This is a genomic window from Edaphobacter flagellatus, from assembly GCF_025264665.1.
GTDB classification, from domain to species: domain Bacteria; phylum Acidobacteriota; class Terriglobia; order Terriglobales; family Acidobacteriaceae; genus Edaphobacter; species Edaphobacter flagellatus.
Genome location: NZ_CP073697.1, coordinates 282,669 through 298,865, shown reverse-complemented (window position 1 = coordinate 298,865; position 16,197 = coordinate 282,669). Strand labels below are relative to the sequence as shown.

General features: G+C 54.1%; 18 protein-coding genes and 1 tRNA gene. 12 read left to right on the top strand and 7 right to left on the bottom strand.

The window, feature by feature from the left end:
* Nucleotide 1 precedes the first annotated feature (1 nt).
* A complete protein-coding gene (locus KFE13_RS01270; protein WP_260705315.1) occupies nucleotides 2–1,081 on the bottom strand; it encodes an isoaspartyl peptidase/L-asparaginase family protein in 1,080 nt (359 codons plus the stop codon).
* A gap of 194 nt (nucleotides 1,082–1,275) precedes the next feature.
* On the opposite strand from KFE13_RS01270, the gene KFE13_RS01265 reads away from it, so the two are divergent.
* The 3 genes from KFE13_RS01265 (at nucleotide 1,276) to KFE13_RS01255 (ending at nucleotide 2,383) form a co-directional block, all read left to right on the top strand.
* A tRNA-Leu gene (locus tag KFE13_RS01265) sits at nucleotides 1,276–1,360 on the top strand.
* Nucleotides 1,361–1,394: 34 nt separating this feature from the next.
* Nucleotides 1,395–1,691 (top strand): preprotein translocase subunit SecG, encoded by a 297-nt coding sequence (gene secG / locus KFE13_RS01260; protein WP_260705314.1) that lies wholly within the window; start codon nucleotides 1,395–1,397, stop codon nucleotides 1,689–1,691.
* Between the two features lie 68 nt (nucleotides 1,692–1,759).
* A complete protein-coding gene (locus tag KFE13_RS01255; RefSeq protein WP_260705313.1) occupies nucleotides 1,760–2,383 on the top strand; it encodes an MBL fold metallo-hydrolase in 624 nt (207 codons plus the stop codon).
* A gap of 73 nt (nucleotides 2,384–2,456) precedes the next feature.
* On the opposite strand, the gene KFE13_RS01250 is transcribed toward KFE13_RS01255, so the two are convergent.
* Together KFE13_RS01250 and KFE13_RS01245 are read right to left on the bottom strand one after the other, a co-directional pair.
* Entirely contained in the window at nucleotides 2,457–3,605 is a 1,149-nt protein-coding gene (locus KFE13_RS01250) for a pyridoxal phosphate-dependent aminotransferase (RefSeq protein WP_260705312.1), read from the bottom strand.
* 23 nt (nucleotides 3,606–3,628) lie between these two features.
* On the bottom strand, nucleotides 3,629–3,850 hold the full coding sequence (locus tag KFE13_RS01245; RefSeq protein ID WP_260705311.1) for a DUF3311 domain-containing protein: 222 nt from the start codon (nucleotides 3,848–3,850) through the stop codon (nucleotides 3,629–3,631).
* 68 nt (nucleotides 3,851–3,918) lie between these two features.
* Here KFE13_RS01245 and mazG point away from each other — a divergent pair, with 68 nt between their 5' ends.
* Genes mazG through menC form a run of 3 tightly spaced genes read left to right on the top strand, consistent with a single transcriptional unit; the run spans nucleotide 3,919 to nucleotide 6,742 of the window.
* Nucleotides 3,919–4,737 carry a nucleoside triphosphate pyrophosphohydrolase gene (mazG, locus tag KFE13_RS01240; RefSeq protein WP_260705310.1) on the top strand — a complete coding sequence of 273 codons (819 nt, stop codon included), beginning with the start codon at nucleotides 3,919–3,921 and terminating at the stop codon, nucleotides 4,735–4,737.
* Between the two features lie 10 nt (nucleotides 4,738–4,747).
* The gene (locus KFE13_RS01235) at nucleotides 4,748–5,560 is read left to right on the top strand and encodes a GNAT family N-acetyltransferase (RefSeq protein WP_260705309.1); all 813 of its coding nucleotides are present in this window, start codon (nucleotides 4,748–4,750) and stop codon (nucleotides 5,558–5,560) included.
* A gap of 54 nt (nucleotides 5,561–5,614) precedes the next feature.
* Nucleotides 5,615–6,742 carry an o-succinylbenzoate synthase gene (gene menC / locus KFE13_RS01230; protein ID WP_260707010.1) on the top strand — a complete coding sequence of 376 codons (1,128 nt, stop codon included), beginning with the start codon at nucleotides 5,615–5,617 and terminating at the stop codon, nucleotides 6,740–6,742.
* Here the strand turns inward: menC and KFE13_RS01225 are convergent.
* Nucleotides 6,739–7,668 (bottom strand): hypothetical protein, encoded by a 930-nt coding sequence (locus KFE13_RS01225; protein WP_260705308.1) that lies wholly within the window; start codon nucleotides 7,666–7,668, stop codon nucleotides 6,739–6,741. The two genes, menC and KFE13_RS01225, sit on opposite strands and share 4 nt — an antisense overlap.
* 186 nt (nucleotides 7,669–7,854) lie before the next feature.
* Between KFE13_RS01225 and KFE13_RS01220 the strand changes: the two genes are divergently transcribed.
* Nucleotides 7,855–8,271, top strand: coding sequence for a bactofilin family protein (locus KFE13_RS01220; protein ID WP_260705307.1), 417 nt, complete (start codon nucleotides 7,855–7,857; stop codon nucleotides 8,269–8,271).
* A gap of 26 nt (nucleotides 8,272–8,297) precedes the next feature.
* On the top strand, nucleotides 8,298–8,933 hold the full coding sequence (locus KFE13_RS01215) for a class I SAM-dependent methyltransferase (RefSeq protein WP_260705306.1): 636 nt from the start codon (nucleotides 8,298–8,300) through the stop codon (nucleotides 8,931–8,933).
* A 63-nt stretch (nucleotides 8,934–8,996) separates the two neighbouring features.
* Here the strand turns inward: KFE13_RS01215 and KFE13_RS01210 are convergent, their stop codons facing one another.
* The 3 genes from KFE13_RS01210 to KFE13_RS01200 all read right to left on the bottom strand — a co-directional run bounded on the left by KFE13_RS01210 (nucleotide 8,997) and on the right by KFE13_RS01200 (nucleotide 12,066).
* Entirely contained in the window at nucleotides 8,997–9,230 is a 234-nt protein-coding gene (locus KFE13_RS01210; protein ID WP_260705305.1) for a hypothetical protein, read from the bottom strand.
* Between the two features lie 140 nt (nucleotides 9,231–9,370).
* Nucleotides 9,371–11,743, bottom strand: a complete 2,373-nt coding sequence (locus tag KFE13_RS01205) for an APC family permease (RefSeq protein ID WP_260705304.1) — start codon at nucleotides 11,741–11,743, stop codon at nucleotides 9,371–9,373.
* A 134-nt stretch (nucleotides 11,744–11,877) separates the two neighbouring features.
* Entirely contained in the window at nucleotides 11,878–12,066 is a 189-nt protein-coding gene (locus tag KFE13_RS01200; RefSeq protein ID WP_260705303.1) for a hypothetical protein, read from the bottom strand.
* A 5-nt stretch (nucleotides 12,067–12,071) separates the two neighbouring features.
* On the opposite strand from KFE13_RS01200, the gene lnt reads away from it, so the two are divergent.
* The 4 genes from lnt (at nucleotide 12,072) to KFE13_RS01180 (ending at nucleotide 16,196) form a co-directional block, all read left to right on the top strand.
* The gene (lnt, locus tag KFE13_RS01195; RefSeq protein ID WP_260705302.1) at nucleotides 12,072–13,709 is read left to right on the top strand and encodes an apolipoprotein N-acyltransferase; all 1,638 of its coding nucleotides are present in this window, start codon (nucleotides 12,072–12,074) and stop codon (nucleotides 13,707–13,709) included.
* Between the two features lie 4 nt (nucleotides 13,710–13,713).
* A protein-coding gene (gene prfB, locus KFE13_RS01190) for a peptide chain release factor 2 (RefSeq protein ID WP_260705301.1) occupies nucleotides 13,714–14,845 on the top strand; the annotation gives its coding sequence in 2 pieces (ribosomal slippage) (nucleotides 13,714–13,782 and nucleotides 13,784–14,845; 1,131 coding nt in all).
* 42 nt (nucleotides 14,846–14,887) lie between these two features.
* Entirely contained in the window at nucleotides 14,888–15,643 is a 756-nt protein-coding gene (locus tag KFE13_RS01185; protein ID WP_260705300.1) for a class I SAM-dependent methyltransferase, read from the top strand.
* 49 nt (nucleotides 15,644–15,692) lie between these two features.
* On the top strand, nucleotides 15,693–16,196 hold the full coding sequence (locus KFE13_RS01180) for a DinB family protein (RefSeq protein WP_260705299.1): 504 nt from the start codon (nucleotides 15,693–15,695) through the stop codon (nucleotides 16,194–16,196).
* Nucleotide 16,197: the final 1 nt, after the last annotated feature.

The following is a 16,197-nucleotide window of genomic DNA, read 5'->3' as shown; positions in this document are numbered from 1 at the left end:
ACTAGTTCTCATCTCCGTAGATTCCAATTCTGATCTCGCCGCCTTCGGTCAGACGAGCGCGGTACATTCCGGGCGTGTTGAAGCTCCATGCCAGTTGTCCATCGGGCGTAATAGCGATGACGCCGCCGTCTCCGTGGATAGCGCGTAGATCTTTCTGCACGACCTGATCGACAGCATCTTCAAGCTTCATGCCCTTGTACTGAACAAGTGAGCAGATGGTTCGCGCGACGGTGAGGCGGATGAAGTATTCACCGGTGCCGGTGGCTGAGACGGCACAGGATTGATTGGAGGCGTAGGTCCCCGCGCCGATGATGGGCGAGTCGCCGACGCGTCCCCAGCGCTTGGCCTGTGTGCCTCCGGTGGATGTGCCGGCCGCGATGTTGCCGTTACGATCGAGAGCAACGACACCTACGGTGCCGTACTTGTGAGCGTCGGGAGGCTCAATTTCGGCCAGCCCTCCTGCGGGTGCAGGAGGTGCACCTGCGGGGCGGGGAGGCAGCGGAGCATTCTCTTTCTTGAGCTGGCGGATGAGCGACTGCCAGCGACGCTCGGTGAAGAAGTAGCCAGGATCAACTTGTTCGAGTCCGACGCTTGCGGCAAACTGGTCAGCACCTGCGCCAATCAACATGACGTGCGGTGATTTTTCCATGACAGCTCGAGCCAGCGTGATGGGGTTCTTTGTTCGCGTGACTCCAGCGACGGCGCCCGCCCGCATGGTGGAGCCTTCCATGATGGCAGCATCGAGCTCGTTTTTGCCGTCTGCGGTGAAGACGGCTCCTTTGCCGGCGTTGAAGAGGGGATCGTCTTCCATCAGACGGATGGCTGCGATGATGGCGTCGACGGAAGAGCCTCCTTTATCGAGGACATCGGCAGCGGCCTGAACGGATTTCTTGAGAGCGGCACGATAGGCGTCGGTCTCGGGGTTCATCGATTTACGTTCGATGACACCGGCCCCGCCGTGGAGAACGATGGCCCACTTGTGCTGGCTGGGAGCAGCCGTGACGGTTCCAGGTTGTATTACCGATGTTCCGATGAGACCGATACCTATACAGAAGGCTGCAATCTTAAGCGTGGCACGCATCAACGGACCTCTTCTTAAAGTAAGGATGAAGGTGGCTGAAGCAGCAGTGTACCGTCAGTTGTAACTGTTTGGGCGCAGGCATCTTGAGCTGCAACAGAAAGAGGTTTCGATGGTCGGCATAACGGCTGCGGGATGCTATACTGATTTTCGGATTGCTCACCGCTTTATCTGGCAGCCTGCAGTGCAGAGCCAACGCGGAGGTGGCGAAATTGGCAGACGCACAAGCTTGAGGTGCTTGCGCCGCAAGGCATAGGGGTTCAAGTCCCCTCCTCCGCACCAATCCAACATTTTTCGGAAGGCTTTCTTTCCACCGATGATTACTGTTCTTGTCATCTTTCACGTTCTGGTCGCCCTGTTCCTGGTCGGCGTCGTACTGTTGCAGCAGGGTAAGTCGGCCGATCTGGCCGCAGCTTTTGGCGGTCAGGGGTCACAGACGGCCTTTGGTCCGCGCGGAGCAGCTAACCTGTTGACGCGCCTGACAACCTACTCGGCGATCGTCTTCATGCTGACCTCGATTGGCTTGACGATCCTGCTGTCGCGTGCCTCCTCGGACAACTCCTCGGTTCTCTCGGGACATACGACGACGCAGCAGAGCACGCCGAAAAAGTAAGCTTCTCCCTGATATCTACAAAGAGCGGGCCTTCGGGTCCGCTCTTCATTTGCCTGTACTCTTAGAGCATGATCCACGAGATTCTTCCTGTCGGGCTGCTCCAGTGCAACTGCTCCATTCTGGGCGACGAGACGTCGCGTGAGGCGATTGTTGTCGATCCCGGAGACGATATTCCTGCGATTATGGCGGTGCTTGGACGGCATGGCCTGACGGTGAAGCAGATTGTTATTACGCATGCCCATATCGACCACATTGCCGGAGCCCAGAAGCTGAAGCGACGTACAGGCGCTCCGATTCTGTACAACCAGAACGACCTTCCACTCGTGAAGATGATGGATGTACAGGCATCGTGGCTGAGCATCGCGACGCCAGAGGTGCTCCCCCCGGACATTGCTCTGACCGATGCTCAAACGGTTTCTGTTGACGGAATCCAGGGAGTCGCACTCCATACGCCGGGACATACGCAGGGGAGCAGCTGTCTCTATCTTCCTCAAGAAAAATTGCTGCTTTCGGGGGACACGCTCTTTGCCGGTTCCGTTGGTCGTACGGACCTGCCCGGTGGTGACTCGAAACAGCTCCTTAGCTCCATTCATGACCGACTGCTGGTGCTCGCGGACGACGTCAGAGTGATTCCCGGTCATGGTCCCAGTACAACAATCGGGGAAGAGAGAGAATCGAATCCATTTTTATAAATTCATATAAATCAATTAGATAATTAGATTTTATAAATCTAATACTTGATGTGAACCAGAAAGAATAACCCCACTAATTTGAGACTTTGGCAATGCGCTCGATTCCTGTGGAAAACTCGTCTTCAGGAGTAATGAGGCTGACGATGATCCGCCCTCTCTCCGCTATTCCGTAGAAGGCCCCGGGGTGCGTGATGACGTGCTCCGCTGACAGGATGCTTTCTGCATCCATCCCGAGTCTGGGAAGGCGAACGATGGCGCTCCAGCCTGCATCCACCTTGAGTAAGTCGAGATTGCAATCCATTATTTTTCTTGTGTTTGAAGATATTCTTTCAAGTATTTGATCTTGAATGCCGAGGCGGCCTTGAAGCCAATGCGGGAGTGCTACCTGTGCGGGGGTATTCATGGAGAGGAAAGTGTCGGCGACGATCTCCAGCCGAGCCAATGCTTGCCGTAGGGGGACTTCAGGACCAAAGGCTGCGATCCATCCAACCTTCATCTGCGGCAGACCGGCGATCTTGCTCATGCCGCTGAGGACGAAGGTCAGTGCCGGGTGAGGTCCAACGGCGAAGCTCGGCAGCTTCTCTGCGGTATGGGGGTAGTCGAGGAAGACCTCGTCGACGATCAGGGCGAGCCCGTGCCGGCCGCAGATCTCCTCTAGCCTGAGACGTTCGGTGTGACTGGTGGCGTGTCCGGTTGGGTTGTTGGGGTGGACGAGGAGGATGGCACGGGTACGGGGGCCGATGCGTCGCTCGAGCTGGTCGAAGTCGATCCACCAGCCGTAGTCGTAGAAGAGCGGGTAGGGGCGGAGGCGGACGTCTTCGAGGTCGGCCAGGTAGTCGAAGAGTGGGTAGCTAGGTTGGGGGACGAGAATCTCATCGCCCGCGTCGCAGAGCAGACGGAAGAGGTAACCGTAGCCTTCGCTGGTGCTGGTGGTCAGAGTGATGGCGTCAGGGGAGACGGCGGCTCGATGATCACCGTAATAAGCGGCTACGGCCTCGCGAGCTGAGAGCAGGCCGCGTGGATCGGGATCGTAAGTGAGCGCACGAGGGTCGGAGAGGGGAGCAAGGATAGATTCGGCGTCGTAGTGGAAGCCACAGGTCGTGGGGTTGGAGACGGTGAGGTCGATGAGAGTCTGTCCGGCACCGCGCGCAAGACGAATGGCTCGGGCCAGATCGCTCTCACCCAGGTCCCAGGCTGTTCGTGACGAAAAACGGTAGTTCACATACCGAATGCTAATTGCTTCGACTAGTCTTCGCGGTCTTTGAGCTTGAGATAAACGAGGCCGAGAAGGAGGGATGTGAGGATGACCCAGAGAAACTGGTACCAGTAGAAGAACGGGAATCCGAATAGCGTTGGTGTTTCACGCGCATAGATGCTGGGAAAGCAGAGACCGATGTAGGGGAGGACGAGAAGGAGCTTCCAGCCCGTTTTGCTATTTGTCTCTGGTCTGTTATCGCGCGAACTCATGCAGGCACAGGATACTTCAATTTGCGCTGTGGTGGGAGACGGTAACACATCGGGTAAAGTAGGGAGAGATGCCGCCATACGAGGGACAGGGGAAAGATCCGATGGCTGAGGCTGTTGCCATCATGGCGCGGCTGCGGGGGCCGGATGGCTGTCCGTGGGACCGCGAGCAGACCTTCGATACGATCAAGAAGTACACACTGGAGGAGACCTACGAGGTCTTCGACGCGATTGAACGGCGGGCCTGGCCGGAGCTGAAGGACGAGCTGGGCGACCTGCTGCTGCAGGTCCTTTTCTACGCGCAGATGGCGTCGGAGGCCGGCTACTTCACGATAGAGGATGTTGCCGCCAACCTGAATGCAAAGCTGATCCGGAGGCATCCGCATGTATTTGCCGATGTACGGGCCGAAGATGCGGATGCGGTTTTGAAAAATTGGGAAGAGATTAAGCGGGAAGAGAAAAAGGACGCGGGGACGGTGTCGCTGCTGGACGATATTCCGCGTTCGATGCCGGCGATGCAGGAGGCCGGTAAGCTGGGGTCGCGCGCAGCGAAGGTAGGCTTTGACTGGCCGGATGCGGCAGGGCTGTTCGACAAGTTGAACGAGGAAGTTGGCGAGTTGCAGGATGAGCTCAGGAAGCCGGATACGGGTAAAACGGCGGTTGAGGGTGAATTCGGCGATCTGCTGTTCACAATGGCCAATCTGGCGAGGCATCTGAAGATCGATCCTGAGTCAGCCTTGCGGGCAACAAATGCAAAGTTCCGCCGCCGGTTTGAGGCGATGGAGAGGGAAGCAGGAGGCCAGGACGAATTGAAGACGCGCACTCCTGCTGAGCTGGAAGAGTTATGGCGTCGTGCCAAGACGCAGACGAACGATATAACGGGAGACTAGGACACAGGAGATGAGCTCGGCAAAACAAGAGCCTGGCGCGAAGCCGGGAGACAAGATCCGCATTGAGTCGTTGACGACGATGGAACAGTTTGAGCGCTGCGTTGAGCTGCAGCTCGAGGTCTGGGGTTATAGCGATGGCGACCTGATTCCGCGACGTGTCTTTCTGGTGGCGCAACGGATCGGCGGCCAGGTTTTGGGGGCGTTCGATGGCGAGACGATCATTGGATTTGCAATGGCGCTGCCAGGGTATCGGAACGGCTATCCCTATCTGCACTCGCACATGCTGGCTGTGCTGCCGGAGTACCGCAATGCGGGACTGGGCCGCCGATTGAAGCTGGCCCAGCGTGACGATGCGATTGCCAGAGGCTTCGACCTGATGGAGTGGACTTACGACCCGCTGGAGATTAAGAACGCTCATCTGAACATTGCACGCCTGGGAGCGATCTCACGTCGGTATAAAGCTGACTTCTATGGGGCGTCGTCGTCGCCCTTGCAGGGGGGGCTTCCGACCGATAGGCTATACGCGGAATGGTGGCTGAAGTCGCCCCGTGTTGTGGAGCGGTTGCGGGGCGATGCCCAGCCGGTTGAGCCAGTCGTCGAACGTATTATCGTCCCGTATACCATCTACCAGTGGAAGCAGGACCCCGAACAGAGATCCAAGGCACAGCAGGTGCAGTTGAACAATCGCGCGTCGTTAGAGTCGGCATTCAGCCGCGGTTTGGTTGCTATTGGTTATGAGCGGGACGCTGAAGGAAATGGGAGCTTTCTCCTCGGTCCCTGGGATGACAAAAAAGAAGAGACACGGCCCTTCTACATGAAGTAGTAAGCGTGCCATTACAAGGAACGACACGTTTCGGAGAGACGGGATTTAGAGATGATTCATATCGATGCCATTCACATGCGTGAGATTAATATGCCGCTGGCCTATCCGTTTGAGACCAGCTTTGGCCTGACGACGGGCCGCAGAATTCTGCTATTAGAGATTGAGGCGGATGGGCTGACGGCGTGGGGCGAATGTGTTGCAGGTGAGCATCCCTACTTTAGCGACGAGATGATCGACACAGCATGGATTATCTCGGAAACGGAGTTGATTCCGAGGCTGCTAGAGACAGGAATTGAAGGTGGTGGGGGCGTTCCCGGGATATTGAAGCAGGTACGGGGCCATAGGATGGCCAAAGCTGCTCTTGAGAACGCTGTCTGGGACCTGGAGTCGCAGATGAAGAACATTTCGCTATCGAAGCTCCTGGGCGGGACGCGAAAGGTGATTCCATGCGGTGTTTCGATTGGAATTCAGCCGACGCCGGAGCAGTTGATGGATAAGATTGCTCTTGAGTTAGAGGCCGGGTATCAACGCATTAAGCTGAAATGCAAACCGGACTGGGATAGCTCAATTTTTGAGATGGTACGGAAGCGCTGGCCTTCGATCCTGTTGAGCTGCGATGCGAATTCGGTCTACCGGATGAAAGACTTTGACCACATTGCAACGTGGGATGAGTTTAAACTGCTGATGATCGAGCAACCGCTTTGGTATGACGATTTCTATTTCCACTCGATGCTGCAAAAGCGGATTGAGACGGCAATCTGCCTGGATGAGTCGATCCGCAACCGGCGAGATGCGCTGGCTGCGATTGATATGGAGTCTTGCAAGATCATCAACATCAAGGTTGGTCGTGTAGGCGGCTTCAGTGAAGCGATCGCCGTGCACAATGTCGCGGAAGAGCGTGCCATTCCTGTGTGGTGTGGCGGCATGCTGGAGACAGGCATTGGCCGGGCACACAATATTGCGCTCTCTTCGTTGCCGAATTTCCAGCTCCCGGGCGATGTTTCGGCGTCTGCTCGTTACTGGGAAGAGGACATCATTGAACCTGAAGTTACGGTAAGCAAGAAGGGCGAGATACAGGTTCCTACCAGCGCGGGGTCGGGATACAAGGTTCTTCCGAAGCGCATTGAGAAACTGACTGTGCGGCAGCAGACGTTGCGCGCCAAGGCACGGGTTACTGCCTAGAAGGGTGACTTGGCTGGAAGCGGTGTACTCAAGAGCAGGTGTATCGCGTCCTGATAGCTCATCGCTGGAACAGTCTGGAATCCATTGGCGTCAACGTCGGTGTTGATGTTGATGGATTTCACCATAAGCGCGCGAACACTGATGCGTTGCTGAAAATGCGTATAGATCCATCGGCCGTTTCCGGCATCTGCCTGCTCGAAGATAAGCTTGCCTCCTGGGTAGATATGGGCGAGCATCCCCCAGCCCAGATTGACGGCGCGGAAGATATTTCCTTCCATACGGAGAATCATCTTTGACTTCGGATCGATCCAGGCTCGTCCTTTGAGGCCGGTAAGTGCTTCGGCAGTCGTTGAAGGCGGATGAAACTGAGGGTTTGGCTCGTAATCGATGACGACTTCGGTGATGCCCGGGTTTTTGCCGGTCTGTGGCTGCCCCGGAACGTACGTGTAGATCATGGCATCTGGCATGATCTGAATGAGCGAGTCGGCTATTTTCTTCCCGGATTGATCGCCTTTGGCGTGTTTAGCAAAGGCTTCAGGATTGGCGAGCATGTCGGTTAGGCGTTGGCGCTCGGCATTGTCCTGCTCCTGGGTTAGCGGCTTGCCATCGGTATAGATCAGGCGAGCCACAGTACCGTCGCGGCTTTCGATGATGTCACGAACACGGTCGCCTTTTGCATCGATGATATGCATGCGATAGCGGAGATAGGAATTGGGATGATGAAGAGCGGTCAGCTCATTTTTGGAAGCTTCGACAGCCCAGGAGCGGGCAGGGATCGTGGTCAGCGGATCGAGAGCTGATTGCGCTCTGCCCGATACGCCCAGGCAGAGAACGCAGGCAAGTGCAGTGAATGCTTTGTGAGGGCGGAGCGTTTGTGAGGCCAGGTACGCAGCGAGAGTAGGGCCTATTGCAATAAGCCTTTTCAAATCTTCCTCACACGCATGCTTCGATTTTTGTGTTCGATGTTCTGACCCATCTTTGCAACGTTACCACTTTCTGTCTATGACGCACGGATACGTGTGAAGTTTCCGGGTTTGCCTCAAAGGAGCAGCTTGGGTATCCTGCGGCAATAGAGCAATCGCCATACCTTGATGGAAGAGAGTGAGACGCACATGAAGCCAGCAGAAGGTTCTACTGTCATCGGCAAGTCGGTCAGCATACGGGGAGAACTCTCCGGCAGCGAAGACTTGATGATCGATGGCGATATCGAAGGAACGATTACTCTACCCGAGAATAGCCTGACGATTGGCCCCAATGCGCGCATTGTTGCGGATATCAAAGTTCGTAACCTGATTGTTTTTGGCAATGTGAAAGGAACATTGCATGTTTCAGGCAGAGTCGATCTGCGGCACTCCGCGGTGGTTAACGGCGATATCTTCGGTGGCAGACTCTCGATTGAAGAGAATGCGATGCTGAAAGGGAAGGTAGAACTGAAATCAGAGCGCACCGTCGAGGTGCTTCCACCCGTGGCCAAGCACGCAGAAGCTAAGGCGGAGCAGACTCCCCTGGTGCTGGAACCTAAGTCGTAGAGCGAAAGAGGAGACGAAGCGAGCCTATGCGCAACCTCTTCGGTGGCGGTGAAAGCACTGGCGGCAACCGGGCAAATGCAGGTCGCGTGCCGCGGCATTCCAGTGGGTGGAAAGAGTTACAAAAACATCTGAAGTCTCAGGAGTCATTACGAATACTGGACATTGGCCCAACATCCAGCACGAACATCAATTACATTACAAGCCTTGGCCACAGTATTTATATGGCAAATCTGGTTGAAGAAGCTCTTAAGCCAGAGTGGATTGTAGCTGGAACGGAAGAACATGAGGCAGGTTTTGATGTCGAGAAGTTTCTTGAAACAAATTTGAGCTTCTCGGGGCGTAAATTTGACGTCGTAATCTTGTGGGATACAGCAGACTTTCTTCCGGAACAACTAGTCGTACCTATCTTCTCGCGCTTGCACGAAGTCATAGAGCCTGGTGGGTTGATGCTGGCTTTTTTTCATGCAACATCAGAACCGGGAACGCCCTTTTGCCGATATCACTTGACGGATACCGAAGTGGTCGATATTCAAAAGGCCGGAAGTTATCCCGTTGTGCAAATTTATAGCAATCGCAAGATTGAAAATCTTTTACAGGACTTTAGTTCCTATAGATTTTTTCTTGCGAAAGATAGTCTTCGTGAGGTGATTGTTACTCGATAGTATCGGGAAGTATTAAAGTGGAAAAGGGGCGCAGATTATCTGCGCCCCTTTTGTATTAGCAATCTACTTCGAAGATTGTTTGCGACGTTCTGCCCAACGCTTTTTCATGGCATCGGCAATGCGCTTGCGACCCTCAGGGCTCAATTGACGCTTACGTTTGCTGACAGCCTTGCCGGCTCCTTTCGGACGTCCAGGCCCGGGGCGAGTGGGAGCTGCAGCTCCCGCGAGAAGCGCGCGTGCCTGCTGCAGTTTCAAAATCTGTGCGTCAATCTGCGCGATGATGGTGCTAACTTCCACGAAGTACCTCCAGATATTTCATGTTGTTTTTGATTTCGTGAAGAAGGTCCTTATATATAAGTGCTCGAAAAATAAGGAATATATCAATAAAAATACAGAAATTTGAAACATCATGCAAATAAGTAGAGTAAAAACTCTAGCTATTTTTTTGAAATAACCTCAGAGCGTGGCTGGATAGAGTAACCAGGGCCTGATTCACCTAACTCTTCGCGGTGCGAACTGCCTAGCTGCCCACGGTTATTTATCTGTTCGATGCATTGCTGTAAGCCTTTGATCGTGGTTTGTTTGTCGCGTGCGTATTCATTGGCCAGGCGAGTTAGTGCATAAGTCACGATGTCGCTGTGATGTAAGTCACGCATCTCTGGTGCTCGCCGAAGGTTAAGCCATAGACGGTGAACGAGTTGAACCTCATCCGGTTGAATCGTTGGCGCGTGAGGGCCAATGTGGAAACTAAGCGACTCTCCACTGGGCTTAATTACATAGAATGTAAACTGCTTTTTCGGCTCAGCCAGAGCTTCCCATGCCTGGCCTACATGGTAGGCCTGCTCTTCTGCAGTCAACTTGCTGGATAGACCTGAGACGACGGCTGCAGCATCGAGCGAGTTTGCTGTCTGAACAAGTGCGGCAAAGATATCGCCGGCAGGCACGACTAGAAGTGAGATATGTTTGCCGAAGCTTTCGGCAACGGATACGGCTTTTGTAAAGAGCATCTGCTCGTGCTCGCTGAAGAGCTGCTCCGAGGCGTCGACATACTCTGGGCCGCCGACACCCATCATGCGCGCGGCAAGAACAACAATATCCTGCTCCTCGGTATCGGTATGAGTGAGCGCCCATTTGAGGGCAAATGGAGATGCTGCATCGCGCATCGTTACGATGACAGCGCCAGGCTTTATGGCTAATGCAGCACAACCGACGGTGTCCTGATGCTCAAGCTGGAAATGCTCGCGCATCTGACGAGCTGCAAGGTCATGCCGTCGCTTATTATCTCGTTCCGAGAGAGAAAAAATGATAAAGAAGGCAGCCGCAAAGATAATTCCGCTTACGGTAGCTACCGACTTTGTAAATAGATTCACGATCGCAGTCGTAAACAAGACAAGGAAGACCGAGATAAGTCCTACGGGTATTTCGGTCTTACCGATGCGAATATTAAGTGGGACCTTCCAGCCACGTTCGCCGTGGTATTTCCAACGGAGAACAAGCATGGCGAGCGAGTTGAACGTAAAGCTCCAGATAACACCGAAGGCATAGGCTTCGCCCAGCACAATGACATCGCCGCGAGTGACGATGATGGTAAACATCTGTAGCGCGGCGACCAGGTTTACGATGCGATAGCTTGTTCCGTAACGACGCTGCGGCTTACGGAACCAATCTGCTAATACGCCGTCTTCAGCAACGCGCATGAGTACGCCATTGGAGCCGACGATGGCTGTGTTGACCGCTCCTCCAAGGATGAGGAAGCCCACGATAACGACGAAGACCCGGAAGCCAATACGTAGGGCAAGCGGGCCGACGAGGTACATCGTGATTCCTGCGATGAGGTTGTCTCTGTAGACCGGGACGCGCACTTCATCGGGAATGAGCATAACGGCAAGCATGGAACCTATGCCGGTGAAGATGAAGCTATAGATAGCGATGACAATGGCTGCTCGTTTTAAATTCTTGAGCTTTGGATGCTCGATCTCGCGGTTGACCTGAGCGAGCGATTCTTCACCGCTCATCGCAAGCACGGAGTGGCCAAAAGCCATCAGGATGCCGAACAGTCCGAACGTGGCGCCCATGCTTGTGTGTTTCAGAAATCCCAGAGAGTCTTTACTGAAATGAAGATTCTCGGGGAAGGGAAACGGCGGAAGTGGAGCAGATCGATGAAATGCCGTATAGATGCCCCACGTAAGCAGGATCACAACCATTACAGTTGTGATCTTCATCACCTTGAGGGCCTTGTCGCTGGATTCTTCGATCCCCTTGATATTCTGCCACCAGAAGTAGATGGTGATGATCGCGGCTATCGCCGCCGAGGTGCCGTCCACGGGAAATTGCCGTGCGCTGCCGTTGGCATGAGTTGCAAGTGCGCCTGCCCAGTGATGTATGGAGAACAGTCCCAATAGCTCATTTAGGAGCCCCACAATATACTGGCCGGCGGAGACACCAGAGATGGGACCTGTCAGGATGTAATCGAACATTAGCGCGGAGACGCTAAGTTTGGCGAAGGTTCCGCCGAGAGCCTCTTTGACGATGCGGTAAACACCACCGCGTGTAAACATGCTGCAGCTTTCCACGTAAACCGCACGTACCGCGAAGCTGAAAAGCATGACTCCGAGAATGAACCAGGGAGCAGATTTACCTACGGCCTCTTCTGCTATGCCGCCAGCATAGAAGGCCGAGGAGCCCAGATCATTTAGAACAATGGCCGCAGCTCTCCAGAAGGAGATAAAGGTCAACATGACCGATGAGGCGACGACCAGGCGAACCCGGTTCGATTGAGGCAACTTATATGTCGTTTCTTTAGATGCCATGATGATTCGCGATCAGCGCTGCGTTCCACCCTAAGAACCGAATGGTCTCGATGCCACACTGGAGCGTACTACTCCGTCGTAGAGAGTCGCCAATATATTGGCAGCAATCTACCTCCGCTTGCGTCGCAGACAAGTTAATCTTCATCCTCCAGCAATTCCTGTAAATCTTCGACAAAGCTGACCACGATGACGACCGATGAACCTGCCAATCCGATAAAAAACAGTGGCACGACCAGTTTGGCAACAAGATGAATCAAAATGTCCATGCAATAGGAATTGTATCGTCCCGGGTTGTTTCTTAATAGCCTGATGTTAGACTTCATCTGCGATGCGACTCATTCCGGCACGGCTGTGGGGCATGGCAGTGCTCTCCGCAATCCTGCAAGTTCTGCCGTTTCCGGTGGCTGGACCAGTATCCGTGTGGCGGACGGCGTTTTGCTGGATTGCAATGCTTCCGTTGCTGTGGGCACTGACTCGCGATGATGCAAGAGGAAATCCACTCTCTTCCCGCCAAACTGCGATTCTCGGCTATCTCTGCGGCATTGTCTGGTATCTGGGGAACTGTTACTGGATCTACCAGACGATGTATCTCTACGGGGGGCTGGATAAGCCTGTTGCTGCAGGAATTCTTGTTCTATTTTGTCTTTACCTCGGCTTGTACCATGCATTGTTCGGCTGGTTGATCGGTAGCTTGCGTGGACATTTCGGCGTTCAAAGTACCTTGCTGCTGAGCCCCTTTGCCTGGGTTGCGGTTGAATTGGCGCGTGCACGGATCACTGGTCTGCCATGGGATCTGCTGGGGATAACGCAGGTCGACAATCCGCTATTGACTCGGTTGGCTCCGATCACAGGAGCGTATGGATTGTCCTTTGTGATCGCGGCTGTCAATGCGATTTGGCTAGTTCGCATACAACTTCGCGAGCGTAAATATACACGCTTGATTCTGACGGTTACAGGCGTATCCATCATCCTGCTGTACATTGTCAGCGTACGGCGGGTGCAGACTCACCGAGTGGAAGCGACCGAAACCGCTACATTGGTGCAGGAGAACCTAGAAGTTGGGCAGGAAGCCAAGGGGCCTGAACCGAATGAGCAGGAGTTACTAGAGTCGTTCTCGTACTTAAGTCGTTATCCCGGTGAGCGGATGTATCTGGGAATCCCTGAGGCGAAAAACACACCATTCGTGCGATTCAGTCCACGTAGCATGCCGCGGGACTCGAACTTGATTGTGTGGCCTGAGTCGCCTGCACCATTTCAGGAGAATGATCCGGCGTTTCGCGCCGCAATGACCAGGCTGGCAGAAGAGGCTAAAGCGCCTATTATTGCCGGCAACATTGGCATTGATCGGACGACAGAAAATACGCGTGGCTATTTTCTCTACAACTCAGCTTCGTTCATTACGCCACAAGGTGAGTTCGCTGGCCGCTACGACAAGATGCACCTGGTCCCCTTTGGAGAGTATGTCCCATTCCAGAAGCTCTTCTTTTTTGCTCAGAACCTGCTGCACGAAGCTGGCACCTTTGACCCCGGAACTCGCAGGGCACTCTTCGTCGTGAATGGGCATAGCTATGGGACGTTCATCTGCTACGAATCGATCTTTGGAGATGAAGTGCGGCAGTTTGTCCGTGATGGAGCAGACGTGCTGGTGAATATCTCGAATGACGGGTGGTATGGAGATACCAGCGCTCCCTGGCAACACCTGAACATGGTGCGTATGCGGGCCATCGAAAATCATCGATGGGTACTGCGTGCGACGAACACAGGTGTCACTGCATCCATCGATCCTTATGGGCATGTGGTTGAGGCTGCGCCACGCCATGTTCGGACCAGTATTCGTGCGGGCTTTGGCTATGAGCATGACCTTACGTTCTATGCTGCATACGGTGACATTTTCGCTTATCTGTGCGCTGTTGTAACGACTGTGGCACTAGGTCTCACGCTACGAAGGCGATTTACCGTAAACTAACACCATGCTGAGTGATTTGGAATACACGTACTCCCCGGTGCGCGAACGGGTTCGCGATCTGCGGGAGTATCTTTGACGCCCCCCGCCTTCGTCGTGAATTAGCCTCCATTGAAGAGAAGACAGCTGACCCATCTATATGGGCCGATCCTGCACGCTCGCAACCGCTGATGCGTGATCGTAAGCGCCTTGAGAGTTTATTGGCAGATGATGCGGAGCTGGCTCGTCGGACAGACGATATCGAAGCATACTTTGAGCTGGCTCGTGAGGGCGAAGATACGGAAGCGGATCTAGCGCGCGAGATTCCAGCGCTCATCGATTTTTCTGAAAAGCTTGAGTCGAAGACGATGCTCTCCGAGGAGAGCGATCCACTGAATGCGATTGTTGTTGTGCATCCAGGTGCCGGCGGTACAGAGTCGCAGGATTGGGCCGAGATGTTGATGCGCATGTATGTCCGCTGGGGCGAGCGGCAGAGCTTCAAGGTAGAGATCAACGAAGTTCAGGATGGCGATGAAGCAGGCATCAAATCCGCAACGTTCACCATATCGGGAGAGTTTGCCTATGGTCTTCTTTCCGGTGAGACCGGGGTGCATCGATTAGTGCGCATCTCTCCTTTCGATTCGGCGAAGCGCAGGCACACCAGTTTCGCATCGGTGTTCGTCTCGCCGGAAATCGATGACACGATTGTGATCGACATCAAGCCTGAAGATATACGCATTGACACCTACCGCTCTGGCGGTAAGGGCGGCCAGCATGTCAATACAACGGACTCCGCCGTGCGCATCACGCATATACCAACGGGTCTTGTTGCAGGGTGTCAGAATGAACGTTCACAGCATAAGAACAAAGAGAAGGCGATGAAGCTGCTGCGCTCGCGCCTCTATGAGTTCGAACTTGAGAAGAAGAAAGCTGTGAGCAAAAAACTCGAAGACTCGAAGCTGGATATTAAGTTTGGCTCACAGATCCGCAGCTATGTCATGCAGCCCTATCGGATGGTCAAAGACTTGAGGACACGCGTCGAGGTGGGCGATGTGGATCGTGTGCTGGATGGCGATCTTGAGCCATTTATCCGTGGGTATCTGCGCCTGCGCCGCGAAGGTGGTGTGCCCGCCGCAGTAGATGCGGATGACGATCTGTAATCAGGATGACCTGGCTTCGTTGAAAGTAGTCAGGCATACTCGATGCCTATGAACACTACCTCGTCGAAGCCAGACTACGGGATCGATGCTCCCGCGGTGCTGCGAAATCTGTTTCTGTTCGGAGGCCTTTGTCTCGCGCTTGGCCTTCTGTTACCCCCGGTTGTGCATCTTGGGCCGGTCGTACTTAACACGCGGCCAACCTTTTTATTTCCCGCATTCTTCCTTCTTATCGAAGGCGGCCTCTACCTTCTCTATGTGAAGGTGGGCAAGTTTCATCACAGGGATCGCATGCTTGCACAGCACCCATGGAGCGGGAATGAAAAAGTACTCGATGTAGGCTGTGGTCGCGGCTTGTTGCTTGCAGGTGCAGCTAAGCGGATTAAAGCATTGAATGGCACCGGCCATGCGACAGGAGTCGATATCTGGTCGACCGAGGACATGGGAGGCAACGCAGAGGCTGCCACACTGCATAACCTTGAGCTTGAGGGGGTGCAATCTATCTGCACGCTTTTGAGCGTTGCTGCGCAGGATATGCCTTTTGAGGGTGACAGTTTCGATGTGGTCGTCTCGAATCTCTGCCTCCACAACATCTATGATCGGGCAACGAGGGCTCGTGCATTGGAGCAGATTGTCCGTGTTTTGAAGCCGGGAGGAGTGGCGATTATTTCCGACTACAAGAAGACCGGCGAATATGCCAATGCCTTTCAGGCACACGGGCTGAAGGTCGAAAAGCAATGGGGAGGCATGCTGTCAACTTTTCCGCCTTTGACGATTGTTATTGCCCGTAAGACCTTGTGACCGGCTAATCCACACAAGCATCCAATTCAATAGATTGTGGGGAGAGTGTATGAGCAAACTGTCAGAGTCAGCGGAAATGGATGAGATCCGGAAGCAGCTATTGGGTTTACTTCGTGGTGGACAAGCTCACATTACTTTAGATGAAGCCATCCAGAATTTTCCTATAGATAAACGCGGGGTTGTGCCGCAGGGGTTGCCACATTCGGCGTGGCAGATTCTCGAACATATCCGCATCACGCAGCGCGATATTCTCGACTTCAGTGCACCGCCTACGGGTGGTTACCAGCCGATCGAGTGGCCTGCCGGATACTGGCCCAAATCGCCTGAGCCTCCATCAGAACACGCATGGGATGTTTCTATCGCCGCCATTCGTAAAGATCTGGAGAGTTTCGAAGGTCTTATTACGAGACCAGAAAGCGATCTGTACAAGCCGTTTCGTTGGGGAGAAGGGCAGAATCTTCTCCGGGAAGCTATGTTGGTTGCAGACCACACCTCATATCATCTGGGTGAACTGGTCGTTCTGCGGCGTCTGCTCGGATGCTGGAATTCATAGC

Bases quoted from the DNA above. Each gene is read 5' to 3' on its own strand.
- KFE13_RS01185 (WP_260705300.1), top strand. From the start codon at position 14,888: ATGCCTATGAACACTACCTCGTCGAAGCCAGACTACGGGATCGATGCT.
- KFE13_RS01180 (WP_260705299.1), top strand. From the start codon at position 15,693: ATGAGCAAACTGTCAGAGTCAGCGGAAATGGATGAGATCCGGAAGCAG.
- KFE13_RS01245 (WP_260705311.1), bottom strand. From the start codon at position 3,850: ATGAGTTCGCGCGATAACAGACCAGAGACAAATAGCAAAACGGGCTGG.
- lnt (WP_260705302.1), top strand. From the start codon at position 12,072: ATGCGACTCATTCCGGCACGGCTGTGGGGCATGGCAGTGCTCTCCGCA.
- KFE13_RS01200 (WP_260705303.1), bottom strand. From the start codon at position 12,066: ATGAAGTCTAACATCAGGCTATTAAGAAACAACCCGGGACGATACAAT.
- mazG (WP_260705310.1), top strand. From the start codon at position 3,919: ATGCCGCCATACGAGGGACAGGGGAAAGATCCGATGGCTGAGGCTGTT.
- KFE13_RS01220 (WP_260705307.1), top strand. From the start codon at position 7,855: ATGAAGCCAGCAGAAGGTTCTACTGTCATCGGCAAGTCGGTCAGCATA.
- KFE13_RS01270 (WP_260705315.1), bottom strand. From the start codon at position 1,081: ATGCGTGCCACGCTTAAGATTGCAGCCTTCTGTATAGGTATCGGTCTC.
- KFE13_RS01205 (WP_260705304.1), bottom strand. From the start codon at position 11,743: ATGGCATCTAAAGAAACGACATATAAGTTGCCTCAATCGAACCGGGTT.
- KFE13_RS01235 (WP_260705309.1), top strand. From the start codon at position 4,748: ATGAGCTCGGCAAAACAAGAGCCTGGCGCGAAGCCGGGAGACAAGATC.
- secG (WP_260705314.1), top strand. From the start codon at position 1,395: ATGATTACTGTTCTTGTCATCTTTCACGTTCTGGTCGCCCTGTTCCTG.
- KFE13_RS01215 (WP_260705306.1), top strand. From the start codon at position 8,298: ATGCGCAACCTCTTCGGTGGCGGTGAAAGCACTGGCGGCAACCGGGCA.
- KFE13_RS01255 (WP_260705313.1), top strand. From the start codon at position 1,760: ATGATCCACGAGATTCTTCCTGTCGGGCTGCTCCAGTGCAACTGCTCC.